The 17,450-nt window shown below is 59.4% G+C and carries 19 protein-coding genes and 1 pseudogene; 13 read left to right on the plus strand and 7 right to left on the minus strand.

The annotated features are described in order from the left end of the window. Positions 1 to 10: 10 nt before the first annotated feature. On the plus strand, positions 11 to 775 hold the full coding sequence (locus EC86_RS29075; protein ID WP_156955432.1) for an IS5 family transposase: 765 nt from the start codon (positions 11 to 13) through the stop codon (positions 773 to 775). A 135-nt stretch (positions 776 to 910) separates the two neighbouring features. Here the strand turns inward: EC86_RS29075 and EC86_RS0121475 are convergent, their stop codons facing one another. Beyond that, positions 911 to 1,315: a RidA family protein gene (locus EC86_RS0121475; protein ID WP_029527918.1), complete on the minus strand. Its 405-nt coding sequence runs from the start codon at positions 1,313 to 1,315 to the stop codon at positions 911 to 913. A gap of 155 nt (positions 1,316 to 1,470) precedes the next feature. Here EC86_RS0121475 and EC86_RS0121480 point away from each other — a divergent pair, with 155 nt between their 5' ends. From EC86_RS0121480 to EC86_RS0121495, 3 genes are all read left to right on the plus strand, one after another. After that, positions 1,471 to 2,397, plus strand: a complete 927-nt coding sequence (locus EC86_RS0121480) for a LysR family transcriptional regulator (protein WP_029527919.1) — start codon at positions 1,471 to 1,473, stop codon at positions 2,395 to 2,397. A 777-nt stretch (positions 2,398 to 3,174) separates the two neighbouring features. After that, a complete protein-coding gene (locus EC86_RS27245; protein ID WP_029527920.1) occupies positions 3,175 to 4,353 on the plus strand; it encodes a ParA family protein in 1,179 nt (392 codons plus the stop codon). Beyond that, a complete protein-coding gene (locus EC86_RS0121495; protein ID WP_029527921.1) occupies positions 4,350 to 5,255 on the plus strand; it encodes a ParB/RepB/Spo0J family partition protein in 906 nt (301 codons plus the stop codon). Before EC86_RS27245 ends, EC86_RS0121495 begins: the two co-directional genes overlap by 4 nt. Before the next feature lie 183 nt (positions 5,256 to 5,438). On the opposite strand, the gene EC86_RS27980 is transcribed toward EC86_RS0121495, so the two are convergent. Next, positions 5,439 to 6,559, minus strand: a protein-coding gene (locus tag EC86_RS27980) for an IS630 family transposase (RefSeq protein ID WP_156955433.1) whose coding sequence is annotated in 2 segments (ribosomal slippage) — positions 5,439 to 6,127 and positions 6,127 to 6,559 — 1,122 coding nt in all. Because the reading frame shifts where the segments join, the coding sequence is not laid out codon by codon here. A gap of 107 nt (positions 6,560 to 6,666) precedes the next feature. On the opposite strand from EC86_RS27980, the gene EC86_RS27985 reads away from it, so the two are divergent. The 3 genes from EC86_RS27985 to EC86_RS30425 all read left to right on the plus strand — a co-directional run bounded on the left by EC86_RS27985 (position 6,667) and on the right by EC86_RS30425 (position 8,329). Continuing rightward, the gene (locus EC86_RS27985; protein ID WP_084181650.1) at positions 6,667 to 7,284 is read left to right on the plus strand and encodes a helix-turn-helix domain-containing protein; all 618 of its coding nucleotides are present in this window, start codon (positions 6,667 to 6,669) and stop codon (positions 7,282 to 7,284) included. A gap of 25 nt (positions 7,285 to 7,309) precedes the next feature. After that, on the plus strand, positions 7,310 to 8,011 hold the full coding sequence (locus tag EC86_RS0121515) for a transposase (protein WP_156955434.1): 702 nt from the start codon (positions 7,310 to 7,312) through the stop codon (positions 8,009 to 8,011). Between the two features lie 189 nt (positions 8,012 to 8,200). Beyond that, positions 8,201 to 8,329 (plus strand): hypothetical protein, encoded by a 129-nt coding sequence (locus tag EC86_RS30425; RefSeq protein ID WP_269635751.1) that lies wholly within the window; start codon positions 8,201 to 8,203, stop codon positions 8,327 to 8,329. A gap of 443 nt (positions 8,330 to 8,772) precedes the next feature. On the opposite strand, the gene EC86_RS30605 is transcribed toward EC86_RS30425, so the two are convergent. Together EC86_RS30605 and EC86_RS29595 are read right to left on the minus strand one after the other, a co-directional pair. Then, positions 8,773 to 8,967: a transposase gene (locus EC86_RS30605; RefSeq protein ID WP_084181651.1), complete on the minus strand. Its 195-nt coding sequence runs from the start codon at positions 8,965 to 8,967 to the stop codon at positions 8,773 to 8,775. A 222-nt stretch (positions 8,968 to 9,189) separates the two neighbouring features. Continuing rightward, on the minus strand, positions 9,190 to 9,330 hold the full coding sequence (locus EC86_RS29595; protein WP_198026867.1) for a transposase: 141 nt from the start codon (positions 9,328 to 9,330) through the stop codon (positions 9,190 to 9,192). Between the two features lie 667 nt (positions 9,331 to 9,997). Between EC86_RS29595 and EC86_RS0121530 the strand changes: the two genes are divergently transcribed. The 4 genes from EC86_RS0121530 (at position 9,998) to tnpC (ending at position 14,375) form a co-directional block, all read left to right on the plus strand. Next, complete coding sequence (locus tag EC86_RS0121530; protein WP_029527926.1) at positions 9,998 to 11,404, plus strand: replication initiation protein; 1,407 nt, start codon at positions 9,998 to 10,000, stop codon at positions 11,402 to 11,404. Positions 11,405 to 11,941: 537 nt separating this feature from the next. Next, positions 11,942 to 12,349 (plus strand): transposase, encoded by a 408-nt coding sequence (locus tag EC86_RS0121535; RefSeq protein ID WP_029524732.1) that lies wholly within the window; start codon positions 11,942 to 11,944, stop codon positions 12,347 to 12,349. Beyond that, complete coding sequence (gene tnpB / locus EC86_RS0121540) at positions 12,337 to 12,690, plus strand: IS66 family insertion sequence element accessory protein TnpB (protein WP_029524733.1); 354 nt, start codon at positions 12,337 to 12,339, stop codon at positions 12,688 to 12,690. Before EC86_RS0121535 ends, tnpB begins: the two co-directional genes overlap by 13 nt. An 83-nt stretch (positions 12,691 to 12,773) precedes the next feature. Then, positions 12,774 to 14,375 (plus strand): IS66 family transposase, encoded by a 1,602-nt coding sequence (gene tnpC, locus EC86_RS0121545; protein ID WP_029524734.1) that lies wholly within the window; start codon positions 12,774 to 12,776, stop codon positions 14,373 to 14,375. A 34-nt stretch (positions 14,376 to 14,409) separates the two neighbouring features. Here the strand turns inward: tnpC and EC86_RS0121550 are convergent, their stop codons facing one another. The 3 genes and pseudogenes from EC86_RS0121550 to EC86_RS0121560 form a co-directional block, all read right to left on the minus strand. Then, the gene (locus tag EC86_RS0121550) at positions 14,410 to 14,658 is read right to left on the minus strand and encodes a hypothetical protein (RefSeq protein WP_029527927.1); all 249 of its coding nucleotides are present in this window, start codon (positions 14,656 to 14,658) and stop codon (positions 14,410 to 14,412) included. 272 nt (positions 14,659 to 14,930) lie between these two features. Continuing rightward, entirely contained in the window at positions 14,931 to 15,686 is a 756-nt protein-coding gene (gene istB / locus EC86_RS0121555) for an IS21-like element helper ATPase IstB (RefSeq protein WP_029527928.1), read from the minus strand. A 23-nt stretch (positions 15,687 to 15,709) separates the two neighbouring features. Next, positions 15,710 to 16,486: pseudogene (locus tag EC86_RS0121560) on the minus strand (Mu transposase domain-containing protein); the annotation flags it as partial. Between EC86_RS0121560 and EC86_RS30610 the strand changes: the two are divergent. Then, positions 16,435 to 16,812 carry a DUF5372 family protein gene (locus tag EC86_RS30610; protein ID WP_408633931.1) on the plus strand — a complete coding sequence of 126 codons (378 nt, stop codon included), beginning with the start codon at positions 16,435 to 16,437 and terminating at the stop codon, positions 16,810 to 16,812. The pseudogene EC86_RS0121560 and the gene EC86_RS30610 overlap by 52 nt on opposite strands. A 182-nt stretch (positions 16,813 to 16,994) precedes the next feature. Next, a complete protein-coding gene (locus EC86_RS0121570) occupies positions 16,995 to 17,447 on the plus strand; it encodes a helix-turn-helix domain-containing protein (protein WP_029525307.1) in 453 nt (150 codons plus the stop codon). The last annotated feature ends 3 nt before the right edge of the window (positions 17,448 to 17,450 follow it).

Below are 17,450 nucleotides of genomic sequence, written 5' to 3' on the forward strand. Positions count from 1 at the left end.
AACTGTGGGAATGCAACTGACTCGTGAACAATTCGAACTGATCGCACCGTTGTTGCCGCGTCAGCGTGGCAATGTTTTGCTCGACAGCTTTGAGGTGCTCAACGCCATCTTGTACGTCGCGGCCAATGGCTGCAAATGGCGCGCGCTGCCGACGCACTACGGCTGCTGGCACACCATCTACACGCGCATGAGCCGCTGGGCCAGGGCTGGCGTGCTCAGCACGGTGTTCGAGAAACTCCAGCGCGAGCGCCTGATGCATGTGCGCATTGAAGCGGTCAGCTTGGACTCGACCATCATCAAGGTGCATCCGGACGGCACGGGTGCGCAAAAAAAAAACGGTCCCCAGGCCATTGGCAAGAGCCGGGGCGGCTGGAGCACCAAACTTCATCTGGTTGCCGCAGGTGCCTGCGACGTTATCACGTGGAGCTTGACGCCGGGGCAGCACGGCGATGCGCCTGAAGGGCGCAGGCTGATCGAGGCCATGGGCGGGCCGCAGGAGGCCGGCGAAGTCGCCTTGCTGATGGACAGTGCCTATGAGGGCGACGCCACGCGCGAGCTGGCCAGGCAGCTGGGTTTCGTGCCGGTGGTGCCCCCGAACCCGAAGCGGCGCGAGCCCTGGGAGCTGCACAAGGCGCTTTACCGCCGGCGCAATGAGGTCGAGCGCATGTTTCGCCGGCTCAAGGCCTGGCGTCGAGTGTTCACTCGCTACGACAAGCTTGACGTGATGTTTGCTGCCTTTATTACCGTTGCACTCATTGCCGAGGTGCTTCGATAGCGTTAACACGCCCTAGCCCCGCGCCGCCAGGATCGCCGCCGCCGCCTCGGCAAAGCCGGCGCCGCGCATGAGCCCCGGCCTGTTGTGCGCGTGGGCTTGTGAAAGCGCAGTAATTTCTTGCTACCGCCGGTCAGATCAACCTTGACTGGGTTCTGGAAGCTTGGCAATCACCTTGATCTCGAACTGGAAGCCATAGAGCCATGTCACACCGACACCCGTCAGTGTAGGGTGCGGCGCGCTGCCCCAGTACTCTGGGATTACCTTCCAGATCGTCTCGAACACCGATTCGGGATCGACGATGAACACGGTCACGTCCACCACGTCGTCGAACGTGCAGCCCGCGGCCTTCAGAATCGCGTTCAGATTGTCGAAAGCGAGGCGGACCTGCACCTCCAGGTCGGGCTCGGGGGATCCGTCCTCGCGGCTGCCAACCTGCCCTGAAACGAACAGGAAACCATTGGAGCGGACCGCCGGCGAGTAGCGGTTGCGTTCATAGAGCGCTTGGCGCCCGGGCGGAAAAACGACGTCGCGCTTTGCGATGGATGTTGTCATGGGTGTCCTTCATGAAAGGGTCGAAGCCGACCCTTGGTTAACGATGAGGCAACTCTAAAGGGCAATGCCTCCCGGATAAACGGGCAAGCTTGTTCATCACTGTTTGTAAAATCCAAACAATCCCAAAAGTATCTGGAGCAGAGATGGACCGTTTCGACGCCATGCAGGCATTCGCTCGTGTCGTGGAGGCAGGCAGTTTCACCAAGGCGGCCGAGACGCTGCGTATGAGCAAAACCACCGTGACGCAACTGGTGCAGCAATTGGAGGCGCGGCTGCGCGTCAAGCTGCTCAACCGCACCACCCGCAAGGTCAACGTCACGGCTGATGGTGCCGCTTATTACGAGCGCGTGCTGCGCATGCTGGCCGACCTGGACGATGCTGAAACCAGCCTGTCGAGCGCCTCGGCCGCGCCCAGGGGCCGGCTGCGGGTGGATGTGCCCAGCCCACTGGCGCGCATGATCCTGATACCCGCACTGCCGGCATTCCACGCGCAATACCCTGACATCCAGCTCGACATGGGCGTGAGCGATCGCATGGTGGACATCATTGGCGACAACGTGGACTGCGTCGTGCGCGGCGGCGAGCTCACCGACCAGTCGCTGGTGGCTCGCCGCGTGTGCGACCTGCAGATCAGGGTTTACGCGGCGCCGAGCTACCTGGAGCGCGCCGGCACGCCCCTGCATCCGCATGAGCTGGAGGGCTTGCATCACCGCATCGTGTGTTTTTTGTGGGAGCGCGCCGGCAAGGCCTTTTCGCACACCATGCGCTACGGCCACGAAGCTGTCAAAGTGCAAGGCCGCTACGTGCTGGCGGTCGATGACGGCAATGCCTACCTTGCGGCCGGCTTGGCCGGGCTGGGCGTGCTTTGGCTACCGGACTACATGGCCAAGCCGCACCTGGCACGCGGCGAACTGGTACCGCTGTTCGAGGGCTGGCGCCTTGACCCAATGCCGCTGTACGTGGCATTTCCACCGAACCGGCATGTCAGCGCCAAGCTCCGCGTGTTCATCGAGTGGGTTGCCGAGCTGATGGCGCAGCATGCGCCTATCAGCGACCGACGTGATTTATGACTACAGCGTTCAAAGTATGGCGAAGTCATCCGGCATTGCTTCATTTTTGCCTCAACAGCAGGTGAGATGTTTGCAAAATGGCGCCGATCAAAAAATGCGCAAGACTCTACATGTAGTGCCCTAAGATAAGTCGCATTATCTCAGGGTAAAATCTGGAGGTCAAAACACCCGCCTGCCCGCACTGAATGAAAAACCTCAAGCCTGACAAGCGCTTAGCGGCGCTGCGGCCGGCCCGCCGCAGTAGAGCCGAGCGATTTGCAGCGCTGCCAACGACCTAGAGGGCCTCACCCCCCCCTACCCCTGGGCGCCCTTGCGCTCGGCCCGCATAGACTGTTCTGTCGACCAGAAAAACAGTTCCCGCGCGCCCACCCGCCGCCTCAATAAGGACACCTTCATGCCCGACACGCTCCTCATGCGCTTTCAGGCGAGCCGCACAGGGCCAGCGTTACGCCTTCCCCGCCGCAGCACCATACCCAAGCCGTGCACCCAAGCGTGCGGGGAAAACTCTCGAGACATTCGACCCATGAGACCGATATTTGTCAGCCTCAACGCTAGTTCGGTCCAGACAGGCTTAGAGGAGGGGCATAAACGCCAAGCTCTGGGCAATACATATCCAGCTTTTAAAAGTTGCCCCATCAGCATTGGACAATGTGATGTATACAGCGAGCGGATCGGCCAAGACAGGCTCTTGCATTGAAGTATGTCGCTACCTCCTCAGTTCATTTAAATCTCTGATTCATACCAGTACAAAACATTAATTGCTCAATTTATTGATTAATGTACACTGCGACAAACAAACAACTTCAAGACACCGATATGACGCGAGGCTTCATCAAGCTAAAATTGGCCCAAGAATTCTGCCGCTGGGCTGGCCCCTCTTCCACCTTCAGAAGCTTGGTTCCTGACTCAGAATTCCAGAAGGATGAGCGCTATCACAACCTCTACAGTGCTTATGACATCAGGCGGGTGCGATTGGCGCTGATGGATATCTATGAAGAGCCTCGGCGGCAAAAAGTGCTGCCGCCCATCATCTATTCGCGAATTTCCAAAGGCGGGACAGGGAAAACGTGCGTGACAGCCAATCTTGCCGCCTGCATGGCTCTCCAAGGCTACCGAGTCCTCATGATCGACGCAGATCCACAAGCCTCCCTCACCACCATGTTCGGTATCGACTGGGCGACTGAAGAGGTGACGCACATCGGGGACTTGCTCAAAGCCAACGAGGCTAAGACCGACAAGCTGACAGTCGCGCAACTGGAAAAAGCCATCCGCCCCATCTATGCCGATAACATGCTCGATTTAATTGCGTCGGACATCACGCTCACCAACATCGAGTCTTGGCTGACAAGCCTCGTTCGGCGAGAACTGACGGTTGCTAAACTGCTCAACTCGCACATTGACGTTTTCAGCCGTTATGACGTAATCGTGGTCGATGGGGCGCCAGGCTCTTCACAACTCTCGGTGGCGCTCACCTATGCAACGCAAGCCATGCTTGCCGTTGTCATGCTCGATGGCCAATCCCTTAAGGCAATGGAAGTGCTGGCGGCCAATCTTGAAGAGATGAATGAAGCGTTTCCTGATCGTACGTTTGATGTTCGGATCGTCGCCAACGGCTATGTCCCGAGCATCACGAATTGCCAGAAAGCACTGGACACCTTGAAGTCGGCTTATCCTGGCAAGCTAGACCCTGTCGTCATTCCCAGACTAGCATCGTTTCTCAGACAAGTATCCTTGACGGACGACTCCGACAGCGGGCCTGTGATCGAGCGTGAACCCACCAGCCCAGCGGCCCAGGTAATGATTGATCTTTCGCGCTCGCTCCTTGGTGCCTACGATGTTCAGCTTGCCGGCATGATTCCGATCGTCATCCCGAGAAAACCCGGTGGCACTGCGGCGGTTCGGGCTGCGCGCAAAAGCGCTTCCCAGCGCGTCGCTGCGCAGGGAGTGGCCCGATGAGCGCGGAAAAGCGATTCACCAAGAAAACCGGACTACTCGGCTACTCCCAAGAAGAGGTTGACGCAGCAGGCCGAAAGCTGCCCTCTTTTGATTTCAGCGCCTCATCCCAGCACCTGGGCAAGCCGGTGCTGGTAGAGCTTGGCCTGATCGAGGCCAGTCCCTACCAGACCAGCGAGTTATCCGAAGAAAAGATAGCCGAACTAGTCGAGAACCTGCGCAACAACCAGCTGAGTTCGCCCATCGTTGTGCGTCGCCGCACCGACGGTGCCCTAGAGATCATTGCAGGGCGTCACCGGTGGGAAGCCTACAGGCGATTGGGCCGCAGCGAAATCGAAGCGTCCTTGCGCGACCTCACGGATGATGAAGCTGAGCGTCTCGTCTTTTTCGACAACTTGCTGGCGCCGTCCCTCACGGACTACCAGAAGTACCTGGGATTTTCTCAGCGCAAACGGAGCAAGGGTTTTACGAACGACCAGTTGGCCCAGGAGGCTGGAGTCAATCCGTCCGTGATCTCCAAGCTGATGTCTTTTGAAGGACTTCCTGAATCGGTTCATGCCGTGTTGAAAGAACATCCCTCAGCCGTCGGTTCGAGCTTCGCGCCAGCCTTGGTTGAGCATTCCGTGGCCGATCCAGCCTTAGCAACCAAAGCCGTCTATCGCATAGTGGCTGGCGAGATGACGCAGAAAGCTGCTCTTGACTGGCTTAAGGCGGGGGGTGAAGAAAAGCCCTTGTCCTCTGTAGAAACCCACAGGGTAATGATCCGTTCCGGCAAGAAAAAATACGCAGAGCTGTCGCTTCGCCAGAAAAGAATGATCATAAATCTGGCAGACGAGAGCGAAGCCACGGTCGTGTATGCGGCCATCGAAAAAACACTGAAGGAACTCAGCGAGGCGCGAAAATAACACTAAAAACAGAGCGACATTGACACCGAAAATTCTCTTTTATTCGAGTTTCAATTTGAAACCCAAACAAAATCAAGGACTTACAAAAAACGATTGGCTATGATGGCAAACATTTTTCGAATCGGTTACCTATCACTGATGAGCACATGTTGCCTAGTGTTGTGACTGTGGCCTAGTGTCGCGTCATGAAGAAGTTGTCGGATAAAGGCGTTTGAGCTTGACGCGGGCATCTTTGGTCGTGAACTGCCAGTTGACTTTGGCCTGAAGGTGGTCGCGCCGGACCTGCCAGGCAGCGACCTCGCTGCGCACGGTCTCGATGCTGTCAATGCGCCGGCTCAGGCACTGAGCCACCATGACGTTGATCTCGATCTCTGCCATGTTCAGCCAGCTGCCATGCTTGGGCGTGTAGACAAACTCGAAACGATCCCACAGCGCCTTGGCCTCCTCAGGGGTAAACGCCTCGTACAGCGAGCCCGGGGTGTGCGTGTTCAAGTTGTCCATGACCAGCGTGATGCGCTCGGCATCGGGATAGTTTGCCGCGATGTCCTGCACGAACTCCGCCCAGTCCAGTTTGGTCCGGCGCTCGGTGACTTTGCTCAAGCGCCGCCCGGCCACCGGCTCGCTGGCCATGAACACGTTACACACGCCGCAGCGTTCGTATTCGTAGTTATGGCGCTCGGGGCGGCCGGGCTCCGCTGGAACAGGCTCGCGCGTCTCACGAATGAGCTGGCGAGGCGTCTCGTCCATGCACACCACGGGGTGCTTGGCGTCAATGGGCACCAGTACCTGTTCCATGGCAGCCACGAATTGAGCGTTGGCCTGGGGCGCGATCACCCAGCCGACTTTCCTCCAGGGCTTGAGTTCGTTTTTTTGAGCGTGCGGCGCACCGTCTCGTGCGAGACGGTGTCAATCAATTCGAGCTCGACCAGCCGGTTAACCAGCAGCCGCAGCGACCAGCGCGCCTGGCCTTCGGGCGGCGCCGAGCAGCTCAGCGCCAGCAGCTGGGCCTCCAGGCGGCCGTCGATCTTCAAGTCGTACTCGCACTTGGCGCTCTGGCGGTTCAGCGTCAGTTCCAACCCTTCGAGAACAAACTTCTTCTTGATGCGGTCCACCTTGCGCTCGCTCACGCACAGCATGGCCGCGATGTCGCAAGTCCGGGATCGCTCGGCACGTCCCCCGGCTTGGTCGCAGTTGAGCAGTATCAAGGCATTGATCACCTTGGACGCGGCGTGCGTGCCTTTGCCTGCGATGGCTTGCAGTTCGGCTCTTTCTTGCTCTGACAAGGTGACTTTGTAATGTTCCATTCCCCATTGTCCGCGTCAAAATTCTCGTGACGCGACACTAGTGGGTCACTTGGCAACTAAAGCAAAAAGGCGGTAGCCAAGAGGTAAAAACGGACAGGAGCGAAGCCATGAGTCGATGCCCAAAAGAGTCGTTACGGCCGCTGACGCAACACGAGCGGCAAGCGCTGCAAAGAATTGTGCGTTCAGGCAGCGAGCGAGCCGATGTGGTAGCGCGGGCCAGGGAGGTGCTGGCCGTGGCGTTGGGAGCGAGCTACCGCGCTGCCGCAGATGGCGCGCACCGCCGGTCCGCCGAGGCGGTCGCAAAGCTGGTAGCGCGCTTTAACCGTGAGGGCTTGGTGGCACTCGAACCACACGGCCGGGGCGGCCCCAAGCCGCAATACGATGCGCAGGCGCGCGAGCGGATCCTGGCCGAAGCGCGGCGCGCGCCCGATCCCGCGCGCGATGGAACGGCGAGCTGGTCGTTGATGACGCTGCGCCGGGCCTTGCGCCGCGCGCCCGATGGTCTGCCCCGTGTCAGCACCTACACGATCGGTCAGGTGCTCCATGCCTCGGGCTACCGCTGGCTGGCCGCGCGCAGCTGGTGCGAGACGGGCCGGGCGGTGCGAAAGCGCCGCGCCGGCACGGTCAAGGTCACGGACCCCGATAGCGAGGCCAAAAAAAAATCTGATCGAGCGTGCTTACCACGAGGGCGCTCAGCTCTGTCTGGCGGTATGGACGCAAGATGAGGCGGGGCCGTACTCGACCCGCCCCATGCCCGGGCAAAGCTGGGCCGCGCAAGGCCAGGCGCAGCGTCAACCCCATGAATACGTGCGCAATGGCACGGCCAAGCTGCTGACCTTGTTTTGCCCGGGCAGCGGCGAGCTGCGGGCCAAGGGCGTCACCGCTGCGCCCAATGTGGTGCTGCACCCGTGGCTGCAGCAGGAACTGACCGCGGTGCTCGATCAGTTGCCAGCGGCGCCGCCTGTGACCGATACGGCCAGCAACCATGGCGCGTGGGAGACGTGGCAGCGGGGGCTCAAAATTAGCATCACGCTGCCGGCCATCTTGCCGCAGCTGCGCCTGCTGCTGGTGTGGGACAACCTCAAAGGGCATTTGACGCCCACACTGGTGTTGTGGCTGTTCAGTCACGGCGTGATGCCGTTGTACACGCCGCTGAGCGGCTCCTGGCTGAACATGGCCGAGTCGATTCAACGCATCATCGGCCGCCGGGCGCTGGCCGGGCAGTATCTGCAGACAGCGCAACAGATCATCGATACCCTGGAAGCGACGGTCAGAGGCTGGAACAAGGATCCAACGCCTTTTCACTGGGGTGGCAAGCGCCAGGCGCGGCGTCTGCGAAGCCGCCAACGACAGCACGCCCTGGCCGGCTCGGGCGCCTGCACACGCCGTCCCCTGCGACGTCGGCCCTCGGCGCTGCAAAAATTACTATCCGGTTGTCAATTGACCCACTAGGACTTCACAGCCACCTCCCATTGCCAGTGACCTATGGGAATCCCACTACCGGTTACTTATCCAAACCTACGGACCTCAGACTGTAAGCCGTCCACTTCTTTCATCGCTTGCAACCTATGGCAACCCTGGAATTAAGTGATTTATGAAGACTTCATGCCTGAAATGCATTAGCGGTTCCGAGTCAGTCAGATGAATGAGCTGGTCAATGAAGATGCAGATGAGACATTCATAGAGACCGACGTGCTGTCTTTGCAGTATGGTCAAGTCACGCCGAATATCAGGAAGATGTTGGCGCCAGATATCCAAACGCTTGAATAGGATAAGGCCCAGCTATTTCAAATTTTCCAACAATCCCATTGCTGGTGACTTATTAACTAACTTTTATTTAGGGGAATTTTTGGTCACTACAGCTGTACATATTTTTCTGAGCCGAGCCCGTATAGGATGGAGCGTTCTCCAAGGTGCCTCATGCAGCGCCAAGACGGGCTGGGGTCAAGATCATGCCCGCCCAGAGGTTGGGTTCTTTCACGTTAATGCGCATCCTCGCATCACAGGTGCTGCATGGCTGGCAATGATCAGCACCTACGAGCAATCCTCTTGCGCGGGACCGATCAGTATCGGCGATCATTACCTTAGACGCTGTTAGGGAGGATATTGACCTCGATAGTGCACCGGCTGCGCGCGAGTTGCGGCTTAATGGCAGCGCTGGGCATCCTCGGCCCGGTTGCTGGAAGCACCCTGAGTTTTGGATCAGCAAAAACTCAATGCACGGTCATGGTGTTCTGGCAAGGGTGCAACTGGATGCGAGGTTTGACGGGTTGCAGGCAGTAGGCCACGATACCGGCAATCGAGTTGACAGTGAAATTCGTCAGTGAGCGATGTCGGGTGTGCCCGATCCGGCACAGATTCTTGAGTTCATCGAAGACCGTCTCGACCAATGAGCGCTTGCGTAGCAAAGCGCGGTCAAGTCAGAGTGCAAGCCTCTTTTATGTTCTTGCGCACTCGCGTGATGATCTCGATGCCCTTGTCCCTCACCTTCTGCGCAAACTCCTTATCAATACCGGTTTAAATTTCCCCATTTGGGGGTATTCATCCGGCGTTGACACTCCTTGCCGATGCAGCCCTTGTCTTCGTATATCTTGCCGCACACAACCGAGACGATGGCCAGAAGTTCGCTTTCATGGTTGATTGATCGCATGCAGCTTGAAGCCGTAGAACCAGCCGGTGGAGGATTTGCCCCGCTGAGCAATGTCCTTGAAGTCCTTGTAGCGTTTGGATAGCGCTAGGTTCTCGCACACGGCCAGCGGCATCGAGTTCATCGCGCAGCGTATCGGCGCTCTAGACCGAGCCGCCCAGCAAACGATGCACCGCCACCGGCAGTGGCCTGGCCAATAACCATTGGTCAGTTGCCGGCCTTCTGGGCGAGCGGGACAAGGCCCGATCGGCTCAGCCAGTTCCTGTGCGCTATGCCTGCACCTTACAGCCAACAGCGCTTGAACGTCCATGTCCTTTGGAACAGCCGCTCATTCTGTGCCAGGGCAGTTACCTGGCTCAAATCCAAGTGACTTTGCAAGCAAATCTTTAACTTTGCGCAGTTCTTTCTCCCATTGGTGGTGACCTTACAGGTCCGAGGTCGGCTGCGTGTTTTCTCTCCCATTAATGGTGACCTCAAATCCCATAACCACAGACCTCAAATCCCATAAATAGTGACCCATCTCCCATAACTGCAGACCTCAAATCCCACAAGTTATGACCTACCCTCCCACTGTTGGTGACTAATGAATGGCAGCTCTCCTCTGTAAAAGGGCTTTTTTCGAGGCCTAAATGTATTAAAGAAGAAAGTGTTTTGGTTAAAGTACACAACAGGTGCTGTTGTTCAATTTAGCAAAACATCCAAAGTCAGGAAATGCAGTTTGCAGGTGCATCTATGAACAAGATAGGTCACAATCCAGACATGCCTCAGTGACCTATAAAACACTTAAGACCATGACTTTGAAAGCCAAAGCTGCATCCCTGCAAAGCAGCGACTTGAAAGAGAACGCCTTGCTCATCAACGAGGCTGAGTTTCAGGCTTCGCTCTTTCCGGCAATTGAATTGCCCAACGCGTACCGAAAGGCTGTACAAGTTGTCCACAGCATCCCGCTGAACAACATGACCCTGGTGTTAAGAAAAATGCTTAATGCATGGATCAAGAACGCCATTGACACCGAGGTGGACAAGGACGGCTACTGGAGTATCAACATTGCTGAAATGGCCAGCGATCTGGGCTTTGATAGCAACAACCACCAGCATCTCAGACAAGCTGCCATGGAGCTGATGAAGATCGTCTTTGAGTTCGATGTGTTGGCAACGCAGCATCCCACACCTAAATTGAGAAAACTCACCGACTGGGACGCAGCAACACTGTTTCCCAACGTCAAGCAAAGAAGTGGCAAGCTGCTCTATCAGATCAACCATGAGCTTCAGGAGCGCGTTCTTCAGCCCAAGATGTACGCCATGATTGACCTCAATGTCATAGGTAGGTTCAAGCGCTCCTCATCGGTTGCGATTTACGAGCACTGCGTACGTTTTGTGAACATAGGCGCAACAACGCCGGTTCACTGGACCGTCTTGCGCAGCATTGTTCTGGGGCGTGCCGAGGTTCCCAAGACTTACGAGGAATTCAAGCATTTCAACAACAAGATACTCAGGCCCTCTGTGGTGGAGATGAACGCACTGGCCGACATCGATGTGGAAATGAAACTGACGAAGGAGGGGCGCCAGGTGACGACCGTGCAGTTCATCGTGAGCAGAAAAGATGATTTTGCGCGTCAGGATATGGACCCTTCCAACGAGGAGGCCATGAAAGCGATTGGCGAGCTAGTGCTCTTTGGCCTTTCTCAATCGGAAGCTAAGAAAATGCTTAAGGCATATCCTGCTCAGCGCGTCCTTGCCGCGCTAGCCTACACAAAGGGCAGGATTGCCAATAAAAAAGCTTCCGTGATCGAAAATCCTGCCGCTTACCTTCGCAATGCTATTGCTAGGGGGTACGAGGCCAGCGAGGATCTGGCGCTTGCCGGTGAGATGCCCGATGCACAGATCAAGCGCGAGCTTTCGATGCGAGCTATTCCCGGTGGTGCCGCTGAAAAGTCCTCCAGTCAGAACAAGCTTGTCGATGCTTTTATGATGAAACAGTTCAAGGACGCACAGGCCTATTTCAATGAGCTAGGTCGGGCAGACCAGGACGCACTGGTCGAGCGGTACAACGCGCAGCAGGAAATCCGTGGCTTTCGAATTAAAAAGAGCAAACCGTTCAAGGGCGCTCAATCTGCTTTCTTGCGCTGGCTTGCGCAGGAAACCTGGGGCCAGCCCAGTACGGAGGATTTGCTCGAGTTTGCGCAAACCATGTTTTGACGAAGAGGAACCATACCTGAGTGCTCATTGGTAACAGACAGCTTTACGGGTAGACAGTAGACCCCATACAGGAACACCTTCAGGCCGATTCTTCTTTCACGCTTTGGACCCAGTCCTGTGTTCGCGCTCGGAGGGTGCGGACAAAACTTGGACTGGATGCGTTTGAGCGTGCAGCCGCATCTCGGCGTGGTGCAGACAGTGGACTCGGGCTTGTGAGTGATCTCCACCCGGGGTGGTTCGGGTGGGTCTGGGCTTGCCCGCCTCGGTGACGGCTCGGGTCGTGGGTGCCAGGCTCTGGAGTTCCACTTCGATAGCGGAGATGTCCGCATCGATGATCTCGTCGAGCTGCGCTGCCGCGGGTCCAGCCGCTCGCCGTTGCGCCCGAATTTCCAGCGCTTGAGCACAGCCATCTCGTGCGTGAGCTGATCAATTTTGGCCTGGCGGTACTTGAGCTGTAAGCGGTCCGCGAACCACGCCCTTTTATTCGTGAGCTGATTCGATGATGCTATGTGTCCATCTACAACTACATGGACACCTATGACAGAGATGAACGCAGAGTTGCTGGCCCGGCTGGTGGTCGGGCGCAAACGCGACGGACGGTGCACTTACGACCCGCTGGCCAAGCAGGCGCTAATTGACGAATGCCTCAAGCCTGGCGTGTCGGTGGCGCGCGTGGGGATGCTGTACGGCATCAACGCCAATTTGCTGCGCACCTGGATTGCCAAGTCAGGCCAGCCCAACCATGGCAAAGCGCTGGCGTCGCCAGCGGCTTTCGTGGCCGTGCAGGTTAGCGAGCCGGCAGCGCCGGCTGCAACAACCGCACCAGTCGCACTTTGCCTGCACGTGCGCCTGCCCAACGGGGTGGCGCTCGATGTGGGCCAGGTCCCGCTGGAGGCGATGGCGCCCGTGCTGCAACTGCTGGGCACACTGGCGTGTTCACGCTGAACGCCACCCGTGCGGTGTACCTGCACCAGGAGGCCATTGATTTTCGCAAGAGCATCAACGGTCTGGCCAGCCTGGTCGAGCATGGCCTGGGCCTGGACGCGTTTGCCCAGGCACTGTTTGTCTTTGCCAACCGCAGGCGCGACCGCATCAAGATTCTGGGCTGGGATGTCAACGGGTTTTGGCTGCTGCACAAGCGCCTGGAGAAGGACCGCTTCATCTGGCCGCGAGGCGAACTCGGCGTCGTGACGCTCAGCGTGGAGCAGCTGCACTGGCTGCTCAAGGGTATCGACATCCAGGCCCTGCGCGGACACCAGGCCGTGCGCTACGAGCGCGCAGCGTAAGGGGGACAAATTCTGGCTTGGAAGGCAAGGCTCAGACTCGGATTTTTGGGAACTTTCACCCGCGCCGCCTTGTCTAAACGGGCATGCTCGCTGTGCCTGATGCCCAAGAAATAGACGCCTTGAAAGAGGCGCTGGCGCAGGCTTTGCAGCGCAGCGACGCCCTGGCGGGGGAGTTGCGTATGGTGCGCGCCGAGCGTGACCTGCTCCAGGAGCGGCTCAAGCAGTTCATGCGCAAGCTCTTTGCCGCCCGCAGCGAAGCGGGCAGCCCGCAGCAAAGGGACCTGTTCTTCAACGAGGCCGAGGCGCTGGGCGCGGCCAGCGAACCGGCCACTTGCGACGGCCACGAAGATGGCAGCCAGGAGGTCCGCGCCCATCAGCGCGTGCCGCGCGGACGCAAGCCGCTCGATGCGGCCTTGCCCCGGGAGGTGGTGCGCCACGAACTGCCCGAAGACCAGCGGGTGTGCCCGCACGATGGCACGGCGCTGGTGGAAATTGGCGTGGAGACCAGCGAGCAGCTCGACATCATTCCCCAGCAGGTTCGCGTGATTCGCCATGAACGCGTCAAATATGCCTGTCCCTGCTGCGATGGCGCCTTGCGCCTGGCGTCCAAGCCGGCGCAAATCATCCCCAAGGGCTTGTTCAGCGAAGGCCTGCTGGCCTGGGTGATTACGTCGAAGTATTGCGACGGCCTGCCGCTGTACCGCCAGACGGCGCTGCTCTCGCGCTTTGGCGGCGGCGACCTGGCGCGCAACACCCTGGCCGCCAGCGTCGTGCGCGTGGGCCGGGAGGTGCAGCCCATCATCAATGTGCTGCGCGACCATTTGCTGGACTCGCCCCTCATCCATGGCGACGAAACCCATGTGCAGGTACTCAAAGAAGCCGGCAAAAGCGCGCAGTCCAAAAGCTACATGTGGGTGCAGACAACCCCGTGCTCCGGGGTGCAGGGAGCGGGGCCACCCATCCGGCTGTTTGGCTACGCGCCCTCGCGCAGCACGGCGGCCGCACAAATCCTGTATGCCGGGGTGCAAGAAGGCAGCGTGCTGATGACGGATGGCTACGCGGTTTATGACGCCATCGCGCAGGCGCACCACCTCGTGCATCTGGGATGCTGGGCGCATTGCAGGCGCGGGTTCCATGAGGCGCTGCAGGCGCTGCCCAGGAATGCGCGCGGCCCCGAGCAGCTCGCTGCGCGGTTTCTCGCGCTCATCGCCCAGTTGTATGCGGTAGAGTCGCGCGCACGCGAGCACCGGCTTCCTCCCCAGGAATTGCTGGTCCAGCGGCAACAGCACAGCGTGCCCGTGCTTGGCCAGATAGAGGCGTTGCTGCTGGCCAACGTGCACACCGTGCTGCCGGGCAGTTTGCTGGGCAAGGCGCTGCATTACCTGGCTTCGCAATGGACGAAGCTGGCGCTGTATGTCACCGATGGCGCCTACCCGATTGACAACAATGCTGCCGAAAATTCGATTCGTCCGTTTTGTATTGGAAGACGCAACTGGCTCTTCAGCGATACGGTAGCCGGCGCACAGGCCAGCGCCAACCTGTATTCGTTGCTGCAGACCTGCGTGGTCAACGGCGTCGACGGCTACGCGTACCTGCGCGCATTGCTCACCGCGCTGCCCAGCGCGCAAACGGCAGACGACTACGAGGCGCTACTGCCTTGGCGCATTACATTGCCCGGCCGCTGAGCAGCGGCCGGGCAACGCTCCTCAGCCATTTCAATCACACCCCGGCCAGCGGCGCAAGGTACGCTGTTAATTGACCGCATACCTTGAGCTCGCGGTTTTTGCCCGCGAGCAGTTCTTTGCGGCTGGCCGCCTGATCAATCAATGCCTTGGCCAGCGCGCGCAGTTGCTCGGCGTTCAGGCTGTCCAGGTGCTGTGCATTGACCATGGGCAGCTGTTTGCCCAACCCGGTGGCGTCTGGCCATTGGCGGATGCCCCAATTGCACAGCCGCTTCAGGTAATGCACAGCCGCTTCAGGTACTCGTGATAATGCCCGCCTCGCCCATGCGCGCCCAAGGCAGGCCCAGCACCAACACCTCAAACTGCGTATTCCGGTAAACGTGACCGCTGATTCCGGCAACGTGACCGGCATTCCGGCGAACGTGACCGAAGGTTGGTGTTGCGCGTTTTGATTTTATGCCGGCCTGCTTTCCCGGCTGTTTTGCCCTCTCTGAAATTGAATTGTTTTTGAACGAATAGGCCCCTGCCAGGCCGCCCGAGGTCCCTGAGCGTGGTGGATTAGTGGTCGGTGCTCCCTTGTGCTGGCGGGCTTTTTTTGCGCAGAGATTCGCCGGTGAGGGTGAAGCGGTGATGGTTTTGCATCAGGCGATCGAGCATGGCATCGGCCACAGTTTGGTCACCTATCCACTCGTGCCAGTGCTCAATGGGCAACTGGCTGGTGATGATGGTGGCGCGCTGGCTGGCTCTGTCGTCAATGATCTCCAGCAGATCGGCCCGAGTTTGACTGTCCATGGCGGCCATGCCCCAGTCGTCCAGCAGCAAGACGTCCGTATTTTTGAGCGTGTCCAGCCAGCGCGTAAAGGTGCCGTTGGCATGGCGAATGCGCAGTTCCTCACCCAGGCGAGGAACCCGCAGGTACAGCGCACTGTGGCCACGCCGGCAGGCATGCTGGGCCAGCGCGCACGCCAGCCAGGACTTGCCAGCGCCGGTGGCTCCGGTGATCAGCACGGCGTGCCCGGCATTGACCCACTCCCCCAGGGCCAGACTCATCACCGCGCTGCGTTCAATGCCCCGGGTGCTGCGGCTGTCCAAATCTTCAATGGCCGCTTGCGGATATTTGAGTTTGGCGGTCTTGAGCAATCGCGCACAGCGCCGGTCTTGCCTGCCATGCACCTCACGGTCTACCAGCAAGGCCAGCCGTTCTTCAAAGCTCATGGCGCCGATGCCGCTTTGCGCAAGCTGCTGCTCCAGTGCCTGGGCCATGGTCTCCAGGCGCAGGCCGCGCAGCTGGTTCAGGGTGGTATTCATCATCATGTTGGGCTCTGTCGTGTTGGGTTTCATTGGTAGTAGTTCGCGCCACGCACATGGGCGTGAGTCGGGCTGGTCCACTCGGGTGTGGTGCTGGCCTGCAACAGGTCGCGCCGGTTGAGCAGGATGTCGCGGATGTGGGTGTATTTGCTGGTGCCCAGGCCAAGGGCCATGGTGCAGGCCGCCTCCAGCCGGGCATCACCGTAGCGCTTGGACAGGGACAGCAGGCCCAGGCAGGCGCGGTAGGCGTGCTCGGGATGGGGTTGGCGCTGCAGCATCTTTTGCACCGTGGCCGCACAGGCCACCCCGATACGCGCGCCCCAGGCGATGAGCCGCTCAGGTGTCCATTGCGCCTGGTGCTGGTGGCGCTCGGGCAGGTGCTCAGTCACGGTGGTGAAACCGCCTTTGTAGACGCAGCGCATGTGGCTGGCCACCCGGTTGCCACGGTGCAAAATCTCCACCGCATGGGCGGTGACGCGCAGCTCCAGCGCCAGGCCCACCAGGGCGTTGGGCACGCTGTAGCGGTGGCCTTCGTATTCGACATGGCTGTCGATGTGTACGCGCACCGTTTTGAAGACCGCCCATTCCCAGGGCTGCACCGGCAAGGCCATCAGGGCCGGCGCGTCGATCTGCGCGAACACGCTGGCGCGGCTGCCCGGCAACTTTTGAAACGCACGCTGGTTGAGCCAGTGCAGCAAGGGGGCGATGGCGTCGTTAACTTCCTCCACGCTGGCGAACTGATGCTTGCGCAGGCGTGCCAGAATCCAGCGCTCGACCAGCAAAACGCTCAGCTCGACCTTCGGTTTCTCATAGGTCCAGAACTGCCGGCTGTCCGGCCACTGGAGCGTGCATAGAGATCGAAGTCACGCATCCCTTTCATCCCTGGCGTGGCCAGCGCTTTGTGCTGGCCACGCGCAAGCGAAACTGGGGCGAGGATCGGGTGATGTACTTCGACGCCCAAGGCCGGCTGCGTTCGCTGCCTGCGGCGTGGACCGACATCGACCCGCCGGACGTTTGCACGCAGGCAGCCGCTGGTCGTGCGGCGTTTCGTTCGGACGATCTCCTCAGGCTTGCAGCGCTGATCGACGAGATCAGGACCCAGCACTTGAGGAGGCCTCGCCGTGTCAAGTAAATTTTGCCGCATCTGTAAAGGCATTAATGCCGCATGGCATGGCGTTGCCGAAATAACCACCGATTCAGGTGTCTTGGTTTCTTTCTGGGCAATAGCATCCACAGGAGTAGGAGGTCATGGCTGCCTTGACGCCACGCAGCCAGCGGCATATTATTATTTACACCACAAGTCGCCTTTAGACGATGACCAAGACCACCCCCAAGCTCGATCGACTGCGCCAGGCCGGCGTCCTCAACGCACAGCCTGGGCGAGTGCAGGCCGCTTGGTTCCAGCCGGGGAGCTTCTTCGACGCCAACGATCTGGTGCAGGTCAAATACGAGATGCTGCGCCACGCGCGCCAGGACGGCGTCACCAAGGCCGAGGCGGCGAGTCTTTTTGGCCTGTCGCGCCCGACTTTCTATCAGGCCGAAGCCGCGTTCGAGCAGGGCGGCGTGGCCGGCTTGCTGCCGCAGCCGCGCGGCCCGAAGTCGGCGCACAAGCTCACTGCCGAGGTGATGGGCGTGATCGAGTCGCACCATCGCCCGGGCGCCCCGATGCAGGCGCGCGAGATGGCCCGGGTGGTGTTCAGCCAGCTGGGCCTGAAGGTGCACCCGCGCAGCATCGAGCGGGCCATGACACGCAAAAAAAAACGCTGACAT

Source organism: Polaromonas glacialis (genome assembly GCF_000709345.1).
In the GTDB taxonomy this organism is placed as follows: Bacteria; Pseudomonadota; Gammaproteobacteria; order Burkholderiales; family Burkholderiaceae_C; genus Polaromonas; species Polaromonas glacialis.

Coding starts and splice junctions, on each gene's coding strand:
- EC86_RS29075 (WP_156955432.1), top strand. CDS start 11: ATGCAACTGACTCGTGAACAATTCGAACTGATCGCACCGTTGTTGCCG.
- EC86_RS0121480 (WP_029527919.1), top strand. CDS start 1,471: ATGGACCGTTTCGACGCCATGCAGGCATTCGCTCGTGTCGTGGAGGCA.
- EC86_RS27245 (WP_029527920.1), top strand. CDS start 3,175: ATGTACACTGCGACAAACAAACAACTTCAAGACACCGATATGACGCGA.
- EC86_RS0121495 (WP_029527921.1), top strand. CDS start 4,350: ATGAGCGCGGAAAAGCGATTCACCAAGAAAACCGGACTACTCGGCTAC.
- EC86_RS27985 (WP_084181650.1), top strand. CDS start 6,667: ATGAGTCGATGCCCAAAAGAGTCGTTACGGCCGCTGACGCAACACGAG.
- EC86_RS0121515 (WP_156955434.1), top strand. CDS start 7,310: ATGCCCGGGCAAAGCTGGGCCGCGCAAGGCCAGGCGCAGCGTCAACCC.
- EC86_RS30425 (WP_269635751.1), top strand. CDS start 8,201: ATGAATGAGCTGGTCAATGAAGATGCAGATGAGACATTCATAGAGACC.
- EC86_RS29595 (WP_198026867.1), bottom strand. CDS start 9,330: ATGAACTCGATGCCGCTGGCCGTGTGCGAGAACCTAGCGCTATCCAAA.
- EC86_RS0121530 (WP_029527926.1), top strand. CDS start 9,998: ATGACTTTGAAAGCCAAAGCTGCATCCCTGCAAAGCAGCGACTTGAAA.
- EC86_RS0121535 (WP_029524732.1), top strand. CDS start 11,942: ATGACAGAGATGAACGCAGAGTTGCTGGCCCGGCTGGTGGTCGGGCGC.
- tnpC (WP_029524734.1), top strand. CDS start 12,774: ATGCTCGCTGTGCCTGATGCCCAAGAAATAGACGCCTTGAAAGAGGCG.
- istB (WP_029527928.1), bottom strand. CDS start 15,686: ATGATGATGAATACCACCCTGAACCAGCTGCGCGGCCTGCGCCTGGAG.
- EC86_RS0121570 (WP_029525307.1), top strand. CDS start 16,995: ATGACCAAGACCACCCCCAAGCTCGATCGACTGCGCCAGGCCGGCGTC.